This window comes from Corynebacterium suranareeae, from assembly GCF_002355155.1.
Lineage (GTDB): Bacteria > Actinomycetota > Actinomycetes > Mycobacteriales > Mycobacteriaceae > Corynebacterium > Corynebacterium suranareeae.
In genome coordinates this window covers 71,007-87,201 of record NZ_AP017369.1, presented here as the reverse complement: position 1 = coordinate 87,201, position 16,195 = coordinate 71,007, and the positions used below count along the sequence as shown (strand labels likewise).

The following is a 16,195-nucleotide window of genomic DNA, read 5'->3' as shown; positions in this document are numbered from 1 at the left end:
TGCTGAAGGAGTTGAAAAATGCCAAAAAATTATGAGACCAACGGGGCGATCCGCAGACGGGATATGCTCAGACGTCGGTATCTTCCTGATTCAGCAGGTATGGCACCAACTCCCCAAGAAGTTTCCCCGCTGACTCGCTATGTCACTGACGGCATTCCTCAGCGTCCGCCCCTGGGCGCCACTGTTGCTGATGGTTTGAAATTCGCCGAAGGCGCATCCAATCGTATGGTCATGTCGCTCTACCCTGCGCCGTCCAAACCCGCGATTGAGGAACTTGCAGAGGCCTGGGATCTGCACCCCACCATCGTGGAAGATTTGCTGCACGGCCAACAGCGCCCCAAGTTGGACCGCTATGAGGACATCATTTTCATCGCGATCCGTTCCGCACGCTACATTGACTCCCGCGAAGAAGTAGATTTCTCCGAGTTTCACATCCTCATGAAACCGCAGGCCATCGCTATTTTATGCCAGGACCATCAATGGATTGACGGCACCAGCGCCTCCAGCTTCAGCGACCCAGCACAGGTTGACGTGCGCATAAAAAGATTGCTTGCCGACGCCGAGTTACTCTCTTCCGGCCCCCGCGCCGTGGCATATAGGCTTGTCGACGCCATCGTCGACGGTTTCGCCCCCGTCCTTCGAGGCATCGCCATCGACCAGGAACAAATTGAACGCCAGGTGTTTTCCGGTGACGCCGCCGTTGCCGAACGTATCTATAACCTGTCCCAAGAAATCATCGACATGCAGCACACCACCAGCTCAGTTACCGAAGTGGTGCAACGCCTGAACAAAGATTTCATCCGAAGTGGCATGTCGGAAGAATTACGCGCCTACCTTGATGACGTCGCCGACCACCTCACCCGCGACAACACCCGTGTTGCCGAATACCGCGAATCCCTGTCCCAAATTTTGAACGTCAACGCCACCCTTGTGGCACAGCGCCAAAACGAAGACATGAAGAAAATCTCCGGTTGGGCGGCTATCATCTTCGCGCCAACCCTGGTGTCCTCGATTTATGGCATGAACTTTGACATCATGCCCGAACTGCATTGGGCATTCGGCTACCCATTGGCGCTCTTAGCGATGATCAGCTTCACCATCTTGCTCTACTGGATCTTCAAGCGCAGTAAGTGGATGTGAGCTTTGGCCGCTTAATGCGTCCGCAATGCCTAAGTGAACAAATATGCGAAAATTCGTTCAACTTCAGTGGCGAAACGTGCATTTTGGTCGAATTTTTGCACTAGAATGCTTCATCCATGCAAAAATTCGTTCGATTTAAAGCTGCACTTATGCTAGTTGATCCGATTCTTGATCAGTGAACTTTCAGGATTCACATCTGCCCCATTGGTCTCAAAATCAACACCCTCTAGAAGCGCTTTTAAGGGGCCGAAACGGTTCCACCCATACAAAGAGTCATATGGGAAATTCGACCCCTTAAATTAACGCTTGCCTTACTGTTGTGAAGCCAACGCCTCGGTACGAGCAGCGATCCATTCCCGCATTGATATCACTTCAGTATTAATCTCGTCTGCGGTTACAGCATCAGTCTCTGGAATTGATGCAGCGATCTCATCCAACACCTCAAGTGCCTTTCCGGAACCATACATTTCTTCATACAGCTCCCAATAGACCTGCTCATAAATTTCAGTGAATGCGTCAGAGGCGAGGAAACGTTCTTTAAGCTGGTTTCCACCCATGCCGCCGCCCATACCTTCGCCTTCGGGACGTTCGCGTTGCTGCATGTCACCCATGTCAGGCCTCTCACCCATCTCAGCCATATCAGGCATGCCCTCAACAGCTTCAGTGGTTTCAGCGTTCTCACCAGGACGCATGCCACCACCGCCACCTCCTCCGCCCATGGAGATTTCATCATCAGGGCCGGCATCAGTGGAACCGGACATAGCCAAGTTCAGGTCCCAAGAAATCACGCTGATAAGACCGGTGTCGTAGTCGTACCACAGGTAGTAATTGCTACCTGGGCCGGCCATATCGTCGGAGTTCACCAGGAGATTTTGGGTTGCCACATAGCGGGCAAAGCTTTCGACATCGACGTAGTCAGAAAGGTGTTCGGCGAATTCTTCATCGCTTGCGGTATCTAACCATTTCAGCAGGTTGATGATGGGTTGGATGTCACCGTTTCCGTCGCCATTGATTTGTTTGAATTGGCCGTCGTACTCCGTTTGGTCCTCGCCTTGGTAGGTGAAAGAACTGCTGGAATCTGCCTTGAAGAGGACCCCGTTTCCGAGCTCATTGGCATAATATTCATCGGGGTGTTCCAAAAGGAGTCGGGTGGTGGAGGGTTCGTCGTTAAGCGTAAACGTTGTGAAGCTGGATTGCTGCGAGACCTGGCCGGTTTCTGCGGTCAGAGCCAGCGCCATGGCTTCGTTGATGACGGTGGTGCCGGGGCGGAGTGCGATTTGGCTCATGCCTTGGTAGACACGGCCTTCTTCATATTTGTCGAAGCTGATCAGGAGTGGCCAGGTACTGACATCGTCAGCATCGACCGAGGTCATGCCACCTCCACCCATGCCTCCCATTCCGCCAGGGCCGCGAGCTTCCCCGGTCTGCTCAGCAAACTGCTCCTGGAACTGCGCCATTTCCTCTTCACTTAATTCTGGGAAATCTCCTCCGGCTCCACCCGGACCTTGAGGCATGCCATTTTCGGAATTGCCTCCAAGACCGGATAGTGTGGAGTTTCCTTTCAGTCGGATTCCTACGTTTTCAATGGTCACGCCATCAATCGTGATGTTTGCTTTAACCCATGTTTTGGAGCCGTCTTCTTGGTAGTCGGCGAGCATCTCATCGAGATTTTCTTGGGAAACCTGCAGGGTTACTTCGTGGGAAACGGAGGTGTCAAAGATGTCTGCGTTGCCTGATCCCACGTCGATGGTCGCAATTGATGATGCTGAGGTTTGGACTTCTTGGGAGGAAATATAGGGAACAACTTGCACTCCGCCTAGGACGCCACCCACTGCGATGATTGCTGCGGAGGTTCCTAGGAAGAGGCGGCGGTTCATCCTCCATCGTGCGGATTTGAAGCTAGGCATTGTTTAAACATCCGTCTGGTCGTGGCCGGTGAGGACGGTAGCTTTTTGGCCGAAGTTTACATCACGCAGCTTGGCTACCAGTTCGTGTGGTTGGACGGTTTTGCGCATTTGGGCGGTGTAGGAGAATTCGGTAAGCGCCCCACCACGGACGGATTCAGCAGACATCATTTCAAATGAGGTGCAGTATTGCGCAAGGATCAATTCAACTTCTTCTGCATATGATTTTCCGGAGTCAGCTTGGCCATCGGCTGGGACCTGAACCTTGATCACCTGGCGTTGAATATCTGCCTTGAACCAGTCGAAGCGGTACATGATAAATAGGACAGCGCAGACAACGATGGTGGCCGCGATCGCCAGAACGTAGAAGCGGGTACCGCAAGTCATGCCGATTGCCATGGCAAGGAAGAGGAAGCCCACGTCTCGGGTTTCTTTCACTGCATTGCGGAATCGAATCACCGAAAGCGCGCCAACCAGGGCGAATGCACGTGCAATGTTGGAGCCGACCACCAGCATGATGATTGCAATGACCATTCCCACCAGCACCAACGTTTGCACGAAGGACTGGCTGTAGGAGATGTGTCGATGTGTCTTTTGATACACCACGCCTACCACGGAGGTCAGCACGAAGGATAAGACGAGGGTGATTAGGACATCGACAACGGAGAAGGTGCCGGAGAGGTCTTGGAAATCAAAGATGGAGCTTAGATCGCTCAACATTGGTGGGCCTTTCGGGTTTTCGCGGGTTTGCGGGGTTTTAGAAGATGGGGTCTACAGCGCCGAGAGCAGATGCTGGTCGGTTGTTAAACGCTTCGATGGTTTGGCAGTATTTGGACATTCGGATCACGGACATTTCCAGCGATGCGGTCATGTCGGTGAGCCAAAAGGGCACGCGTTCATCGCATTTGATTTCCACAACTGCCAGGCCTTGGGCCACAGTGGGGCGATCGTCAAGGTTTTGGCCAAGTAAGAAATCGCGGTCGCGGCCGGATACACCGTGGTCGATGGTGACTCGTGAGCTGGCCTCTGCATCAGTGCCGACGAATGCTTCACGGTTGTATTTTGTGGTGGCAATCGGGCGCAGTCGATAATTTTTGGCAAATGAAGCCATCTCATGGATCAGGGCGTGCTGATTTTCCGGAGAAATTTCCATAAGCTTTTCGACGTCCACCTGCTCACCTACCGCAGCGCCCGTGCTATCGCCCAGGGCGAGCGCATATATAAAGGGCAAATCTAAACGACGTTTTTGGGTGACTTTGTTTACCCGCTGCTTAATTTCCACCGACACGATGGAATCTGGGGTTAATTCCCCTTCACCGTAGGTTCGGATCCGCAACTTGCGGCGAAACTTTAAACCCTCAATCTTCTCGGTGTAGCACCGCAGATCGGGTGAATCGAAGTAGAGGGATTCGACGCGGTAACCACCGGGTGGTGAGAGCGGATCCGTGCTCATCCTCGTTTCCAGCTGCTCGCGGAGTGCAGGTACGTCTTGCTCTGGAATCAGGTATTTGATTTCAAAACGGTTGAACCTGTGCGGGGATACTTTCACCCCTGACGGCACTGCTTGTTTAAGTGTTTGATTGTTCACGCCAATAAGCATGAAACATTTCTTTGAAAGAATTCAGAGCGTTTCCTGTGAAAAAATAGGAATGATCACCCCAACAAACACACACTTTCATCGCATTAATTTAAATGCCTGTTTACCTGCCGTTCACGTTTCCAGTAAAACAGCAGGCCTATAACCAGCTAAAACTCAGGAACGAGCACTTCTTCCCGCAATAAGCGTTCAAAATCATCGAATGGTTCAGGCGTTTCGGAAGAATCCGAAGAATCCGCCTGCCAAAGATCTGCCATCGGCGCGGGTTCATAGTCCATGGCTATTTCTATCGTAGGAATGACGTTTTCTTTCCAGTGCGCAAACGGCCTCGCCAACTCAGCCAGTTTTCCCGCCGAAGAAATCGAATCACCCGCCAGTGAGTAATCACTAAAGCCAGACATCACGATCTTTGAGTTACTGAGCATCCGCACATGAAAAGGAGCGATCGCAGCATTTGCCTGAGTAATCAGTTCAGCTGCCTCCGCAAAGAAAGCAACACTCGGGCGAACGTCTTCCAACTGAATCTTGTGCTCACCTTGAACAATGTTGATTGTCCAGTCTTCACCAAGCAGCTCACCCAACTTATCGCCAGCAGAAATTACCCCAGACAAGTTACCGTGCACATTGATATCCAGCTTCCTAGAGCCGTGAACCCCAATCCACTCCACATCAGGACTAATCAACAGCTCCACTGCATCCATCCACTGCGCAGGTATTCCACCATAGGTTTCCACAATGGTTGGCCCAACCTGCGCGAGAATGAAACCAGGATTGAAAGAATCCCCCGCTCGTTCCGCCTGATCACGCAGCAAAGTGATCGCCCGACGAATATCATCCACCGAAGTATCCTCTGCCTGGATCTTGGTCTGCGCTATATGTTTAATGCCTTCAGGATCCACATCGGCCGGAAACTCCAAAACACCATAATCCCCACGCGCAGGACCCCACTTGATTGGAAATCCCTCTCCCCGAGCTTCCTTGTGGAAATCCTGCACCAATTGAAAAACCGTTCTCATTAGTGCAAAGGTATCAGTGCAGTTTGCGGGGGTTAACTCGGGGGTTCCTGGTTTTGGTTCTGGCGATTACCAACAGTCCGACCCTTCAACAGCGTCTTCCAAGACCAAGACAGCTTTCCAGCACTAGGCACTTATCTTTATCCACACAAACCATCCATCGTTTATGCCCTGACCACGCAATATGGTCTCAGGTGGTGGAAGGTTGCTACCTAGTGCTGGTAAACCGGTGGGTATCAAAGAAAACTACGGTAATTGGACTACTTTCAAGCGGTTCAACTACTTAGACACTCAACTCCCTTAAATATAAGGAACAGAATAACCATGACTATTAATGTCTCCGAGCTACTCGCTAAAGTCCCCACGGGTTTACTGATTGGTGATTCCTGGGTGGAAGCCTCCGACGGCGGTACTTTCGATGTAGAAAACCCTGCGACGGGTGAAATCATCGCAACGCTAGCATCTGCTACTTCCGAGGATGCGCTGGCTGCTCTTGATGCTGCCTGCGCTGTTCAGGCCGAGTGGGCCAGGACGCCTGCGCGTGAGCGTTCCAATATTTTGCGACGCGGTTTTGAACTCGTAGCAGAACGTTCAGAAGAATTCGCAACCCTGATGACCTTGGAAATGGGCAAGCCTTTGGCTGAAGCTCGTGGCGAAGTCACCTACGGCAATGAGTTCCTTCGCTGGTTCTCTGAGGAAGCGGTTCGTCTGTATGGCCGTTACGGTGCCACCCCAGAAGGCAACTTGCGCATGCTAACCACCCGCAAGCCAGTTGGCCCGTGTCTTCTGATCACCCCATGGAATTTCCCCTTGGCCATGGCTACCCGCAAGGTCGCACCCGCAATCGCCGCAGGTTGTGTCATGGTGCTTAAGCCAGCTCGTCTCACCCCCCTGACCTCCCAGTACTTTGCCCAAACCATGCTTGATGCCGGTCTTCCAGCAGGTGTACTCAATGTGGTCTCCGGTACTTCCGCCTCTGCAATTTCCAACCCGATTATGGAAGACGATCGCCTCCGCAAAGTCTCCTTCACCGGCTCCACCCCAGTTGGCCAGCAGCTCCTGAAAAAAGCCGCCGACAAAGTGCTGCGCACCTCCATGGAACTCGGCGGCAACGCACCTTTCATCGTCTTCGAGGACGCCGACCTGGACCTCGCGATTGAAGGTGCCATGGGTGCAAAAATGCGCAATATCGGCGAAGCCTGCACCGCCGCTAACCGTTTCCTCGTCCACGAATCCGTTGCCGAGGAATTCGGCCGCCGCTTCGCTGCCCGCCTTGAGGAGCAAGTCTTAGGAAACGGCCTCGATGAAGGTGTTACCGTCGGCCCCTTGGTTGAGGCAAAGGCACGAGATAGCGTTGCTTCGCTTGTCGACGCCGCCATCTCCGAAGGCGCCACCGCCCTCACCGGAGGCAAATCCGGCACAGGACCAGGTTACTTCTATGAACCAACGGTACTGACGGGAGTTTCAACAGACGCGGCCATCCTCAGCGAAGAGATCTTCGGCCCTGTCGCACCCATCGTCACCTTCCAAACCGAGGAAGAAGCACTGCGCCTAGCCAACTCCACCGAATATGGACTGGCATCCTATGTGTTCACCCAGGACACCTCACGTATTTTCCGCGTCTCCGATGGTCTCGAGTTCGGCCTAGTCGGCGTCAACTCTGGTGTCATCTCTAACGCAGCTGCACCTTTCGGTGGCGTTAAACAATCTGGAATGGGCCGTGAAGGTGGCCTCGAAGGAATTGAAGAGTACACCTCTGTGCAATACATCGGCATCCGGGATCCTTACGCAGACTAAGTAGCTGTTCTAAACGATCCACCACAAGCACTGGAATGTTTTGTGGTGGATTTTTGTATTTCTAGGCCCTGCGGTTGTGGGTTAAGACCGTTTAAAGTGCGACTTCCCGTACTCAACTTTTCAGTGGAAAACCCGACGGCGATGTCGGTTATCAACCAGCGCACTCAAAGGTGATGAATTGAAATTGTGATCATAACATCATAGGCCCTTGCAGTTGTAAGTGAAAATATATAAGGTGGAGTTCCGTACAAAAACTGGTCGATCAAGCTTGAAGGGAGCTACTGCCATGGGAAATACGCCTGTAGATCAAACCGTACTGCTAACCCCCTCCGAACAAGAGTCCGTTGCCAAGTACATTTCTTCCCTGGGTGGTAGCTCAGTCGATTTTCAAACTACAAGCGGGTCAACGCTGCCAAACAAACTCAACGAGATATTCCAAAAAGTGCTTCACGCCATTGAATCGGACCTTCCCATTTCAATTTCGACCATGCCCAAAGAGGTCACTACAACGACCGCCGCATCGCTCCTTGGGATTACTCGTCCAACTCTCATGAAGCATGTTCGTGAAGGTCGAATTAATGCCCACAAAGTTGGAAGCCACCACAGACTGTTCTCGAATGAAGTGCTTGAGTTCCGAGAGGAGTTGAAGCAGCAGAAACGAGACGCTGTTTTTGAACTCCTTGATTTTGAACAGCAGCTAGAAGAATCTGATCAATAACTAATCAGAACTGGCGCCATTCTATTGATAGGCTAGCCAGGTGGCATCTTTACGTCAGTCTTCCGTCCTCCCCGACGCAAACATCTGGGCTTCTTCTACCCTGCATAGTTGGTTTGCACTCATTGCGGTAGAAACAATGGGCTCTTGGTCCATTTTTTGGACGGAAGATATTATGGCTGAAGCTGTAAAAGCTAGAAGAAAGCGATTTCCTCGATCTTCGAGTACTCAAATGGAAAGTCTGCGGGACCGAATCGTAAAACACTTTCCCGACAATCGAATCTCGAATTTTCCCCATGATGACACCGTGACGTACAAGGACGAAATAGATTCTCATGTCCATTCCGCTGCAGTGCACGCCAACATAGCGATTATCGTGACAGACAATATTAAAGACTTTGAAGGCATTTACAACGATCCTGATGATTGTCCATACGATCTTCTCACCGCAGACGAATGGCTAATGCTAGCGGCTGAATCCGCACCCCACGCCATAGATCAAGTTCTCATGCAACAATATTCATACAGGCTAAAACAGCAAAAGCCTTTCAATCTGGTGAAATCACTTCACGATGCGGGCTGTTTTGAATTCGCAGAATATATCAGAGTCCGCCTTCAAGAAATTGCTTAATCCTAATTCAGTTTGGATGCCGTTGAATGCAACTGCTCTGGAAACCATAAGACAGCCCATCAAAGATGGCTTTTTAATTCTCATCAACTTTGTTCTCGATTGTTACGGATTGATCATGCAAATCTTCGGTGTACCTTGGACAGACACATTTCAAGCCCTTGGCACTGTGGGAGCAGTTGCCGTAGCACTAGGTATTGCAGTAGTTGACTTCTTTCAAAATACTAGGGAACGAAGAGCGCTGGAGGCAGAAGCAAAAAATAAAACGGCCGGCCTTGTCTCCGCCTGGGTGGAAACTACATACGAACCTGCACCAAGTGGCAAAAGGTATGACAAAATTTCACACCTCTTTATCTCTAATGAAAGCGACGAACCTGTTTTCGATGTATCTGTGGACGTTGCGCTGGAAAACCCTTTTAGACAAATTGGGCCACTTTCAGTTCCAGTTCCAGTTCCAACCCTCCCTCCACGTAGAGAACGCAAATTTGATATTTCATCAGGCCTTCTCGCGCACGATTCAGGCAATGATGGGAAAAATATCCATCTAAATGAACCTCAAGCACGAATAAGTTTCACGGATCCTCGCGGGATCCGATGGCATCGCAACTACTCTGGCGTTCTTTCTCAAGATTCCGGAAAACTTGTCGACACATCGCAGGCTTTCTCAAAAGAAATGCCGGAACAGATAGGAGTTTCTTCGTTCATTAATCCAATGAGTGTGACATTACTGCTGCTCAGTGTCGCTGGATCAACTTCCCCAGATATCGGAACCTTTAAGAAATTGCTTGACCCAAATGCGTCTGGATGGAACAACGTATCAGATGAAAGGTTACGGGAACTCGTAGTTTCGTTGCGTGAGTACTCTGTACCTGCTCACGTTTGGTACAGAACTCCTCGAGTCGCATACGTTCGTTTAATTGACCCCAGCACTCTTCCTGAGAAAATGTCTGAAGATGATGGAGTACCCATCAAAGTTGAACTATTAACTTTCGTATTTCGAAAAAGTACTGGCTGGTTGCTATTTTCATTTGGGTATACTCCACCAGAATGGATTGAGTTTGACCCAGACGAAACCACCTCACGTTTTCGCTCATACTTAGATGAGGGGTCCACTAAAAAGCAACCAAACCGAAAACGCTGGAGGTAGCTATCTCCAATTTCAGTGTCTGCTTTCTTTTTCCTTTTTGAAAAACTAATGTGTAGATTCACTCAGCGCCGATTTAAGACCTCGAGTTTTTTGGAATGAGCTCTCGTATCTGGCTACTAAAGGCCCTTAGAAGCGATTCTGAGGGCTCATGGTTTTTGAGGTCGGGTGTCGGATTTTAACCAACCCAGAGGAAACCAGACAGGCGTGCCTATGTCCTCCGAAATCGCGATCGGTGGGCATGTGTGACCGGTTTCGAGGTCGATAAACCAAACATCGATAAACCAAACCAGGCTGCCCACGAAACTCATTTCCGGGTTTCGTGGGCAGTGTGGTTTGGTGTGCGTCCATAAAGTGGCGATCAAGGCCCCGTTTTTAGTCCGGATGTCTGCTCGCGGTCGCTAATTGGGTGTCACTGTCGAGGTCTTCGTCGAGGTCGAGGAGTTTTCGGGCAAGGCGGTCGGCACGTTGGAATCCTCGAGCGTTGGTGCCTGGTCTGGAAAATGGGGCTTCGCTTCCCCCACCAGAGACAAGGGGCCCCAGGAGGAAACGGGAGGGGTGGGTGGTGCCGTCGTGGCGGATGGGGCGGCCGATGCCGTCGACGAGGAATTTTCCCCAGATGGAACCGTCGATTGATTCTACGGTTACTTCGCCTGCTTGGAGGAGGTTTTGGAGGAGGGTGTCGTCTACGGCGGAGGCGGAATCGGAAGCGAGGTAGGCGTCGATAAGCGCTGTTGCTTTTATTTCCCCTTCTGTGGCTGCGGAGCTGGCGGTGAAGTGGGTGTCGTCGATGCCGATGCGGATGTCAGGTCCGAGGAAGTGGACAAGGCCCGCGCGGTTGAGGGCTAAGAGTTGTTCAAGTCGGATGGGTGGTGGGCCGCTGGCAATGTAGGAGAAGAGGTTGTGGAGGGAGCGGTCGATGTTTTCGCGGAGATCGTTCAGGGTGAAGCGGCCTGCTTCGGCGAGTTCGTGGACGCGGAAGTAGATTTTGAGCAGGGTGAAAAATACTGCTTGGTCCATGGAGTAGCGGGGGTCGCTGGCACGGTTGATGCGGTCGGAGATGTAGTTGGCAATATGCTCTGAGAGGCCGAAATGGTTACTAAAGTGCAGTTCAGAAAGGGGTTTGTCTAGTTTAAGGAAATCGAAGCGGTCGGCGGGATCGGGAATAGCCTCTTCAAGGAATGCTGAAATGTCGTGGTCAGAACCACCCAGTTCCGGTGGCAACGTGCGATGTAGTTCCGCAGATAATTCCTCCCAAGACACGGTGGCCCGCGATGGGTCGGTGGCAAGCAGTTGACCATAGTGGGCGTACTGCAAATTCCAAGTCAGCAGGGGAAAAATGTGTTCGCGGTAGTCAAGGGTAAATCCGAATGCGGATAGGGAGTCATCGTCGAAATATAGTGGCGCGTCGGTGTGGAGAGACACCGAGTATCCGAGTTTCGGCAGGTAGGGCACGCCCCGGCGCGAGCCGACCCACAGTTCAGGTTCCGCGCCGCTGGCAATGTATTCGAGTTGGTCATCGACGGTGACAAAGGTACCGCCGCGGCCTTCCATGAGCAGCACCATGGCATCGATAAATGCCAGACCAAAGCCACGAACCAGCACCGGTTTGCCGGAGGGGAGGACAGATAAGTCCTGGTCAGCGGTGAATCCGGGCGGTACGTACACTAGTCCTTCGGTCGCAGCGATGGAGGCCAGCGCTGCGGACTCTGGGGATTTCACCATATCTAAATGCCCTTGGGTGAGCACCACGGTGTCGGCTTGGATTTTTAAGCCGTTGTCCAGATGGACGGTTTGGGAATCATCGAGCCCAATGGCCAGCGCTTCATGCACGGTGACCTGGCCTAATCTGGCCACAGCTTCCTGAAAAGCCCAATCCAAATAAAGCGATTGAAGCCTCCTGGATGCGAACGAACGGCCACTAAAATGTTCCAATTCTTCGCCCAGTCCCGCGGCTTTTACCTGTTCGCGGCCAATGCCAAGCACCCACTCGGCAAGGCTTGGACCAGGAATAACAGGGCCTTTCATCTCTACGGAATCGTCGGCAAAGATGGTTACGTCCTGCGCCATCGAGTTCATCCACAGCAGACCGGATTGTTTGGTCCGCCAGATCCGACCGCTGCCTGCCGGATAGGGATCGATCACGTGGATATCGGTAATGTGCGCGCCTTCGGCGGGAATGTTTGCAGCTAGGCGCAATAATATTCCGGTGGTGCGGGGTCCTCCGCCGATGAAAACAAGCGTGCTCATGGCACGGCCGGCAAGCCTAGTCGGTTGCGCAGGCTGGTTCCTTGGCGGTATTCGCCAAATTCGCGCGCATGAGAAACAAGCTTGTCGACGTCTTCCGCCAGCCGCTGCGGGCGTAGATGCAGGCCGCGGAGGCCGGCGTCGAGAAGCTTTTCGACGCTGCTGCGCAGTTGTTCTACCTCCAGCGGGATACTCGGAATCACCAGCACATCGCGGTTGGTGTGGGATTCTAATTCTGTAACCAACGCCACTGCGGAGTCGGCATCGTCGGCGGGAACGAGGATGACATCGGCGGTGTGTAATGCGACGGCGCGAGATTGTTCATCAGCAGCGACCACAAATACTGGCGGGTTGCCCTGTGGTGGGTGCGGCACGATTGATGGCCCCTTCACGGTGTAGGGTTCGCCCACGCTGTCGGTTAAAGTGGCGTCAATGTAGTGGAGTTTGTTGCGGTCTAGGAAACGTCCGGTGCGGGCATCTCGGATTTCGGCATCGGGTTCCCACGAGTCCCAAAGCTTGCGAACAACGTCGATAACTTGCTCGGTTTCGTTCCACGCAGGGCCAGGTTCCGCCACATCGCGGCGGCCGATCGCTTTGGCATCAGCTTGCGTAAGTGAAGGAACAGCCTGCCAACCACCTCGAGCACGGCCGGTGTAATCCAATGTGGCTGTGGCCGTAGCGATGTGGAAGGGCTCAGTGTGCGTGGTGGTCACGGTGGGAATCAGGCCGATTTGGTGGGTTTGGGTGCTAATAAACGATGCGGTGAGGAGGGCATCGAAACCCGTCTCAAAGGAATCGTTGAGGGTGAGGAAATCAAAGCTGTGCTCATCCAGCAGACGTGCGGTTGCAAGTTGGGTGTTTAGGATGTTTTCTGCAGTGATATCAGCGGTGGCATCAAGTGCGACACCAACAATGAACTGTTTATTGTTACTCATTTTCTAGACGCTCACTTTCAGTGCGTTGTCGCGGTACTGTGCCCATTCGGAAGCCAGGCGGGATGAGGAGATGCCCAGGTTTTCACGCAGGGTGGTGCCTGGATACTCGGTGCGGTACACCCCACGATCTTGTAGTTCTGGCACCACGAGATCTACAAATTCATCCAGGCCACTTGGGGTGATGGAAGGAACGAGGATGAATCCATCGGCGGCGCGCTGCTGGATGAACTCGTTGATCTGCTCAGCCACTGATTTGTAGGTACCCACGAAACTGGTGCGTGCAGCGACCTCAATGACAAGCTCGCGGATGGAGAGGTTGTCTTGTTCTGCGCGGGCACGCCATGCTGCAGCTACAGCCAACGGATCCTTGGCGTGACGCACACGGCCACGGGTGATGGAAATATTTTCTACATCTGGTTCGACCGTGGGCAGTGGACCTTCCGGGTCGTAGTCGGTGAGGTCACGGCCCCACACCTGCTCCAGGAATGCAATCGCACCGGCACCGGTGATTTGTTGGCGGTGGCTGTGGCGGGAACGTTCAATGGCATCGGCTTCAGAATCACCCAACACAACGGTCACGCCTGGGAAAATCTTCAGATCGTCTTCTTTACGGCCATAGGTGGCCAGGCGGCTCTTTACATCTTTGTAAAACGCCTTGCCATCTTCTAATGCGGCGTGGCGGGTGAACACCACATCAGCGGAATCGGCAGCGAATTCACGTCCCGCATCAGAATCGCCAGCTTGGAACACCACGGGGTGTCCCTGCGGACTTGGTGGGGTTGGGAATGTGGCATCAATGTCAAAGAATTTGGATGCGTACCGCACTGCTTCTGCTGGGTCCGCATCCCACAGGGTGCGCGCCACATTGATGAAATCGCGGGAACGATGATAGCGATCTTCATAGTCTAGGTAGCCGCCGCGTCGGAAGTTTTCACCGGTGAAGGCATCCGGGGAGGTCACCACATTCCAGGCGGCACGTCCACGTGAAAGGTGATCCAGGGTGGCTAGTTGTTTTGCCAGGTCAAAAGGCTCGTTGTAGGTGGTGCTCAACGTGCCGGCCAGTCCGATATGGGAGGTAACACCAGCTAATGCTGCCAGCACTGCCAACGTGTTGGGTCGGCCAGCAACATCGAGATCAAAGATCTTGCCCTTGTGCTCACGAAGACGCAGACCTTCGGCGAGGAAGAAGAAATCAAACAGTCCACGCTCAGAGGTGCGCGCAAGGTGTTCAAAAGAGGAGAATTCAATGTGGCTCTTGGAATCTGGATGAGACCAGATGGTGGTGCTATTTACCCCTGGGAAGTGGGCGGCAAGGTGAACCTGACGTGGTTGATTAGTGCTCATTGGTGCTTCTCCTGATCATTGTTGGTGTTGTTCTCGACTGCTTGGACATAACTTGTAGCGCTTAATCCGCAGATACTGCCTAAGAATCGGAACGCTTTAGTGTCTGTTGCATTCATGGCGTTACTCCGTTTTCTGTGCATCAACGAGCAGGTCAAGGCGGGAATCTGCACCTAAGGTAACGCCGTTGATGTCGTCGGAAACACCCAGCACTGTGGTGAGTTCATGGACTGGGACGAAGTAGGAACCGGCCACCAAGTCACGTTGAATGCTGTGTAGCGCTGCGGTGCGTTCGGCTTCGTTGCCGATTTTCACCTGGGCATCCAGGCGGGACAGCAGATCGGGATCGTTGAGTGGGTAGTTGGTTTCTGATCCCACATCGCCGAAGTCGGCGCGGAGGACATCGCCATCCACACGGGAAAGGTTGCGCCATGCGATTTCATATTCACGGGTGGCGATACTCGATTGGAATTCTGGGACGGTACCGGTCAGCTGCGTACTGGCGATACCTACCGCGCGGAGTTGTTCCTGGAGTAACGCGATGCTGTCGGCGTTGGGGCCAAAGTTGTTGATGTAGGTGATTCGGAACTCGAGTTTCTCGCCATCTTTCTCCCTGGTGCCGTCGGGCCCTTCGATCCAGCCGGCGTCGTCGAGAAGCGATTTTGCCTTGTCGACGTCATGCGCTGGGATGTCGGCGGAGACGTCGATGTAATCCTTGGTGGTGGACGACAGCGGGCTGGTGGCCACGTTGAACTGCTCGCTGAGCGCACCATCGCGGATTTCCTGCGCATCAACCGCTAAGGCAACAGCTTCGCGGACGCGCTGATCTTCAAATTCTGGTTGCTGGAAATTGAAGTACAGTCCAAACACGTCACCGGGGTTGGCGCGGGACACAATGGAATTAGTGGCTTCAACAGTGGCGATGTCATTGGGGGAAATACCGCCAGCAACATCGATCTGGCCGCTGCTCAAACCACCGGTGCGGTTGCCGGACTCTGGGACGATCTTAAATTCAATGCTGTCTAGGTGAGCTTCGCCGCGGTTGTCAAAGCTTTCCGGAGCCCAGGAATAGCCCTCGCGTTTATCTAATGTGACCTGGGAATCCTTGGTGTAGCTAGCCAACGTGAATGGGCCGGAACCGGAGACATTTTCACCTGAGTTACGTTCGGTGAACGGGATATCCAAGGTCGCTTCAGAGACAATTCCGAAGGTCACCGAAGAAGCGGTGGTGAGAAAGGCTGCGTTGGGTTCATCGAAACGAACAACAACGGTGTGCTCGTCGGTTGCTTCGGCGCCTGCATAGGTGCGTAGATCTGCAACGGCATTGCTGTTGGCCCCTGCTGCTTTGAGGTCATCCAAGTTAGCCACCACTGTTTGGGCAGTCAGTGCGGAACCATCAGAAAATGTCACATCATCGCGCAGATGGAAGGTGAACTCAGTGGCATCATCGTTGACCTCCCAGGAGGTAGCAAGCCACGGTTCTACCTCAGTGGTATCGGGATTGAGATACACCAGGGAATCATAAATTTGTCTGTTTACATACCAGGTATCGTTGCCGTTTCCACCTGATGCAGGACTAAACGATAACGGATCATTACCCAAGGCGAAGGTCAGCGTGCCACCTTCTAATGGTTCGCCAGATTGCGCCGAAGAATTGGAGCACGCGCTTAACGCAAGAGCTGAAACCAAAGCTGTTGCGGCTAATGCAGTACGGGGAGAAAAGAGTTTCATGTT

13 protein-coding genes are annotated in these 16,195 nt (G+C 52.8%); 5 read left to right on the top strand and 8 right to left on the bottom strand.

The genetic code is table 11. The features are described from left to right. Window positions 1-18 precede the first annotated feature (18 nt). The gene (locus N24_RS00425) at window positions 19-1,140 is read left to right on the top strand and encodes a magnesium and cobalt transport protein CorA (protein ID WP_096453364.1); all 1,122 of its coding nucleotides are present in this window, start codon (window positions 19-21) and stop codon (window positions 1,138-1,140) included. A 311-nt stretch (window positions 1,141-1,451) separates the two neighbouring features. Here N24_RS00425 and N24_RS00420 read toward each other — a convergent pair whose 3' ends face one another. The 4 genes from N24_RS00420 to N24_RS00405 form a co-directional block, all read right to left on the bottom strand. Continuing rightward, window positions 1,452-3,017: a CotH kinase family protein gene (locus N24_RS00420; RefSeq protein WP_167382154.1), complete on the bottom strand. Its 1,566-nt coding sequence runs from the start codon at window positions 3,015-3,017 to the stop codon at window positions 1,452-1,454. 33 nt (window positions 3,018-3,050) lie between these two features. Beyond that, window positions 3,051-3,764 carry a DUF4956 domain-containing protein gene (locus tag N24_RS00415; protein WP_096453360.1) on the bottom strand — a complete coding sequence of 238 codons (714 nt, stop codon included), beginning with the start codon at window positions 3,762-3,764 and terminating at the stop codon, window positions 3,051-3,053. Window positions 3,765-3,801: 37 nt separating this feature from the next. Next, complete coding sequence (locus N24_RS00410) at window positions 3,802-4,632, bottom strand: polyphosphate polymerase domain-containing protein (protein WP_231910770.1); 831 nt, start codon at window positions 4,630-4,632, stop codon at window positions 3,802-3,804. 158 nt (window positions 4,633-4,790) lie between these two features. Next, complete coding sequence (locus N24_RS00405; RefSeq protein WP_096453356.1) at window positions 4,791-5,657, bottom strand: hypothetical protein; 867 nt, start codon at window positions 5,655-5,657, stop codon at window positions 4,791-4,793. 321 nt (window positions 5,658-5,978) lie between these two features. Here N24_RS00405 and N24_RS00400 point away from each other — a divergent pair, with 321 nt between their 5' ends. The 4 genes from N24_RS00400 (at window position 5,979) to N24_RS00385 (ending at window position 9,941) form a co-directional block, all read left to right on the top strand. Beyond that, window positions 5,979-7,451 (top strand): NAD-dependent succinate-semialdehyde dehydrogenase, encoded by a 1,473-nt coding sequence (locus N24_RS00400; protein ID WP_096453354.1) that lies wholly within the window; start codon window positions 5,979-5,981, stop codon window positions 7,449-7,451. A 286-nt stretch (window positions 7,452-7,737) separates the two neighbouring features. Continuing rightward, window positions 7,738-8,169 carry a helix-turn-helix domain-containing protein gene (locus N24_RS00395; RefSeq protein WP_096453352.1) on the top strand — a complete coding sequence of 144 codons (432 nt, stop codon included), beginning with the start codon at window positions 7,738-7,740 and terminating at the stop codon, window positions 8,167-8,169. 40 nt (window positions 8,170-8,209) lie between these two features. Further along, complete coding sequence (locus N24_RS00390; protein ID WP_096453350.1) at window positions 8,210-8,797, top strand: PIN domain-containing protein; 588 nt, start codon at window positions 8,210-8,212, stop codon at window positions 8,795-8,797. 16 nt (window positions 8,798-8,813) lie between these two features. Further along, entirely contained in the window at window positions 8,814-9,941 is a 1,128-nt protein-coding gene (locus N24_RS00385) for a hypothetical protein (protein WP_096453348.1), read from the top strand. Between the two features lie 372 nt (window positions 9,942-10,313). Here N24_RS00385 and N24_RS00380 read toward each other — a convergent pair whose 3' ends face one another. From N24_RS00380 to N24_RS00365, 4 genes are all read right to left on the bottom strand, one after another. Further along, complete coding sequence (locus tag N24_RS00380) at window positions 10,314-12,188, bottom strand: FAD/NAD(P)-binding protein (protein ID WP_231910768.1); 1,875 nt, start codon at window positions 12,186-12,188, stop codon at window positions 10,314-10,316. After that, window positions 12,185-13,120 carry an LLM class flavin-dependent oxidoreductase gene (locus N24_RS00375; protein ID WP_096453346.1) on the bottom strand — a complete coding sequence of 312 codons (936 nt, stop codon included), beginning with the start codon at window positions 13,118-13,120 and terminating at the stop codon, window positions 12,185-12,187. The genes N24_RS00380 and N24_RS00375 overlap by 4 nt, the downstream gene beginning before the upstream one ends. Before the next feature lie 3 nt (window positions 13,121-13,123). Beyond that, the gene (locus N24_RS00370) at window positions 13,124-14,464 is read right to left on the bottom strand and encodes an NtaA/DmoA family FMN-dependent monooxygenase (protein ID WP_096453344.1); all 1,341 of its coding nucleotides are present in this window, start codon (window positions 14,462-14,464) and stop codon (window positions 13,124-13,126) included. A 120-nt stretch (window positions 14,465-14,584) separates the two neighbouring features. After that, complete coding sequence (locus N24_RS00365; protein WP_096453342.1) at window positions 14,585-16,192, bottom strand: ABC transporter substrate-binding protein; 1,608 nt, start codon at window positions 16,190-16,192, stop codon at window positions 14,585-14,587. Between the last annotated feature and the right edge of the window lie 3 nt (window positions 16,193-16,195).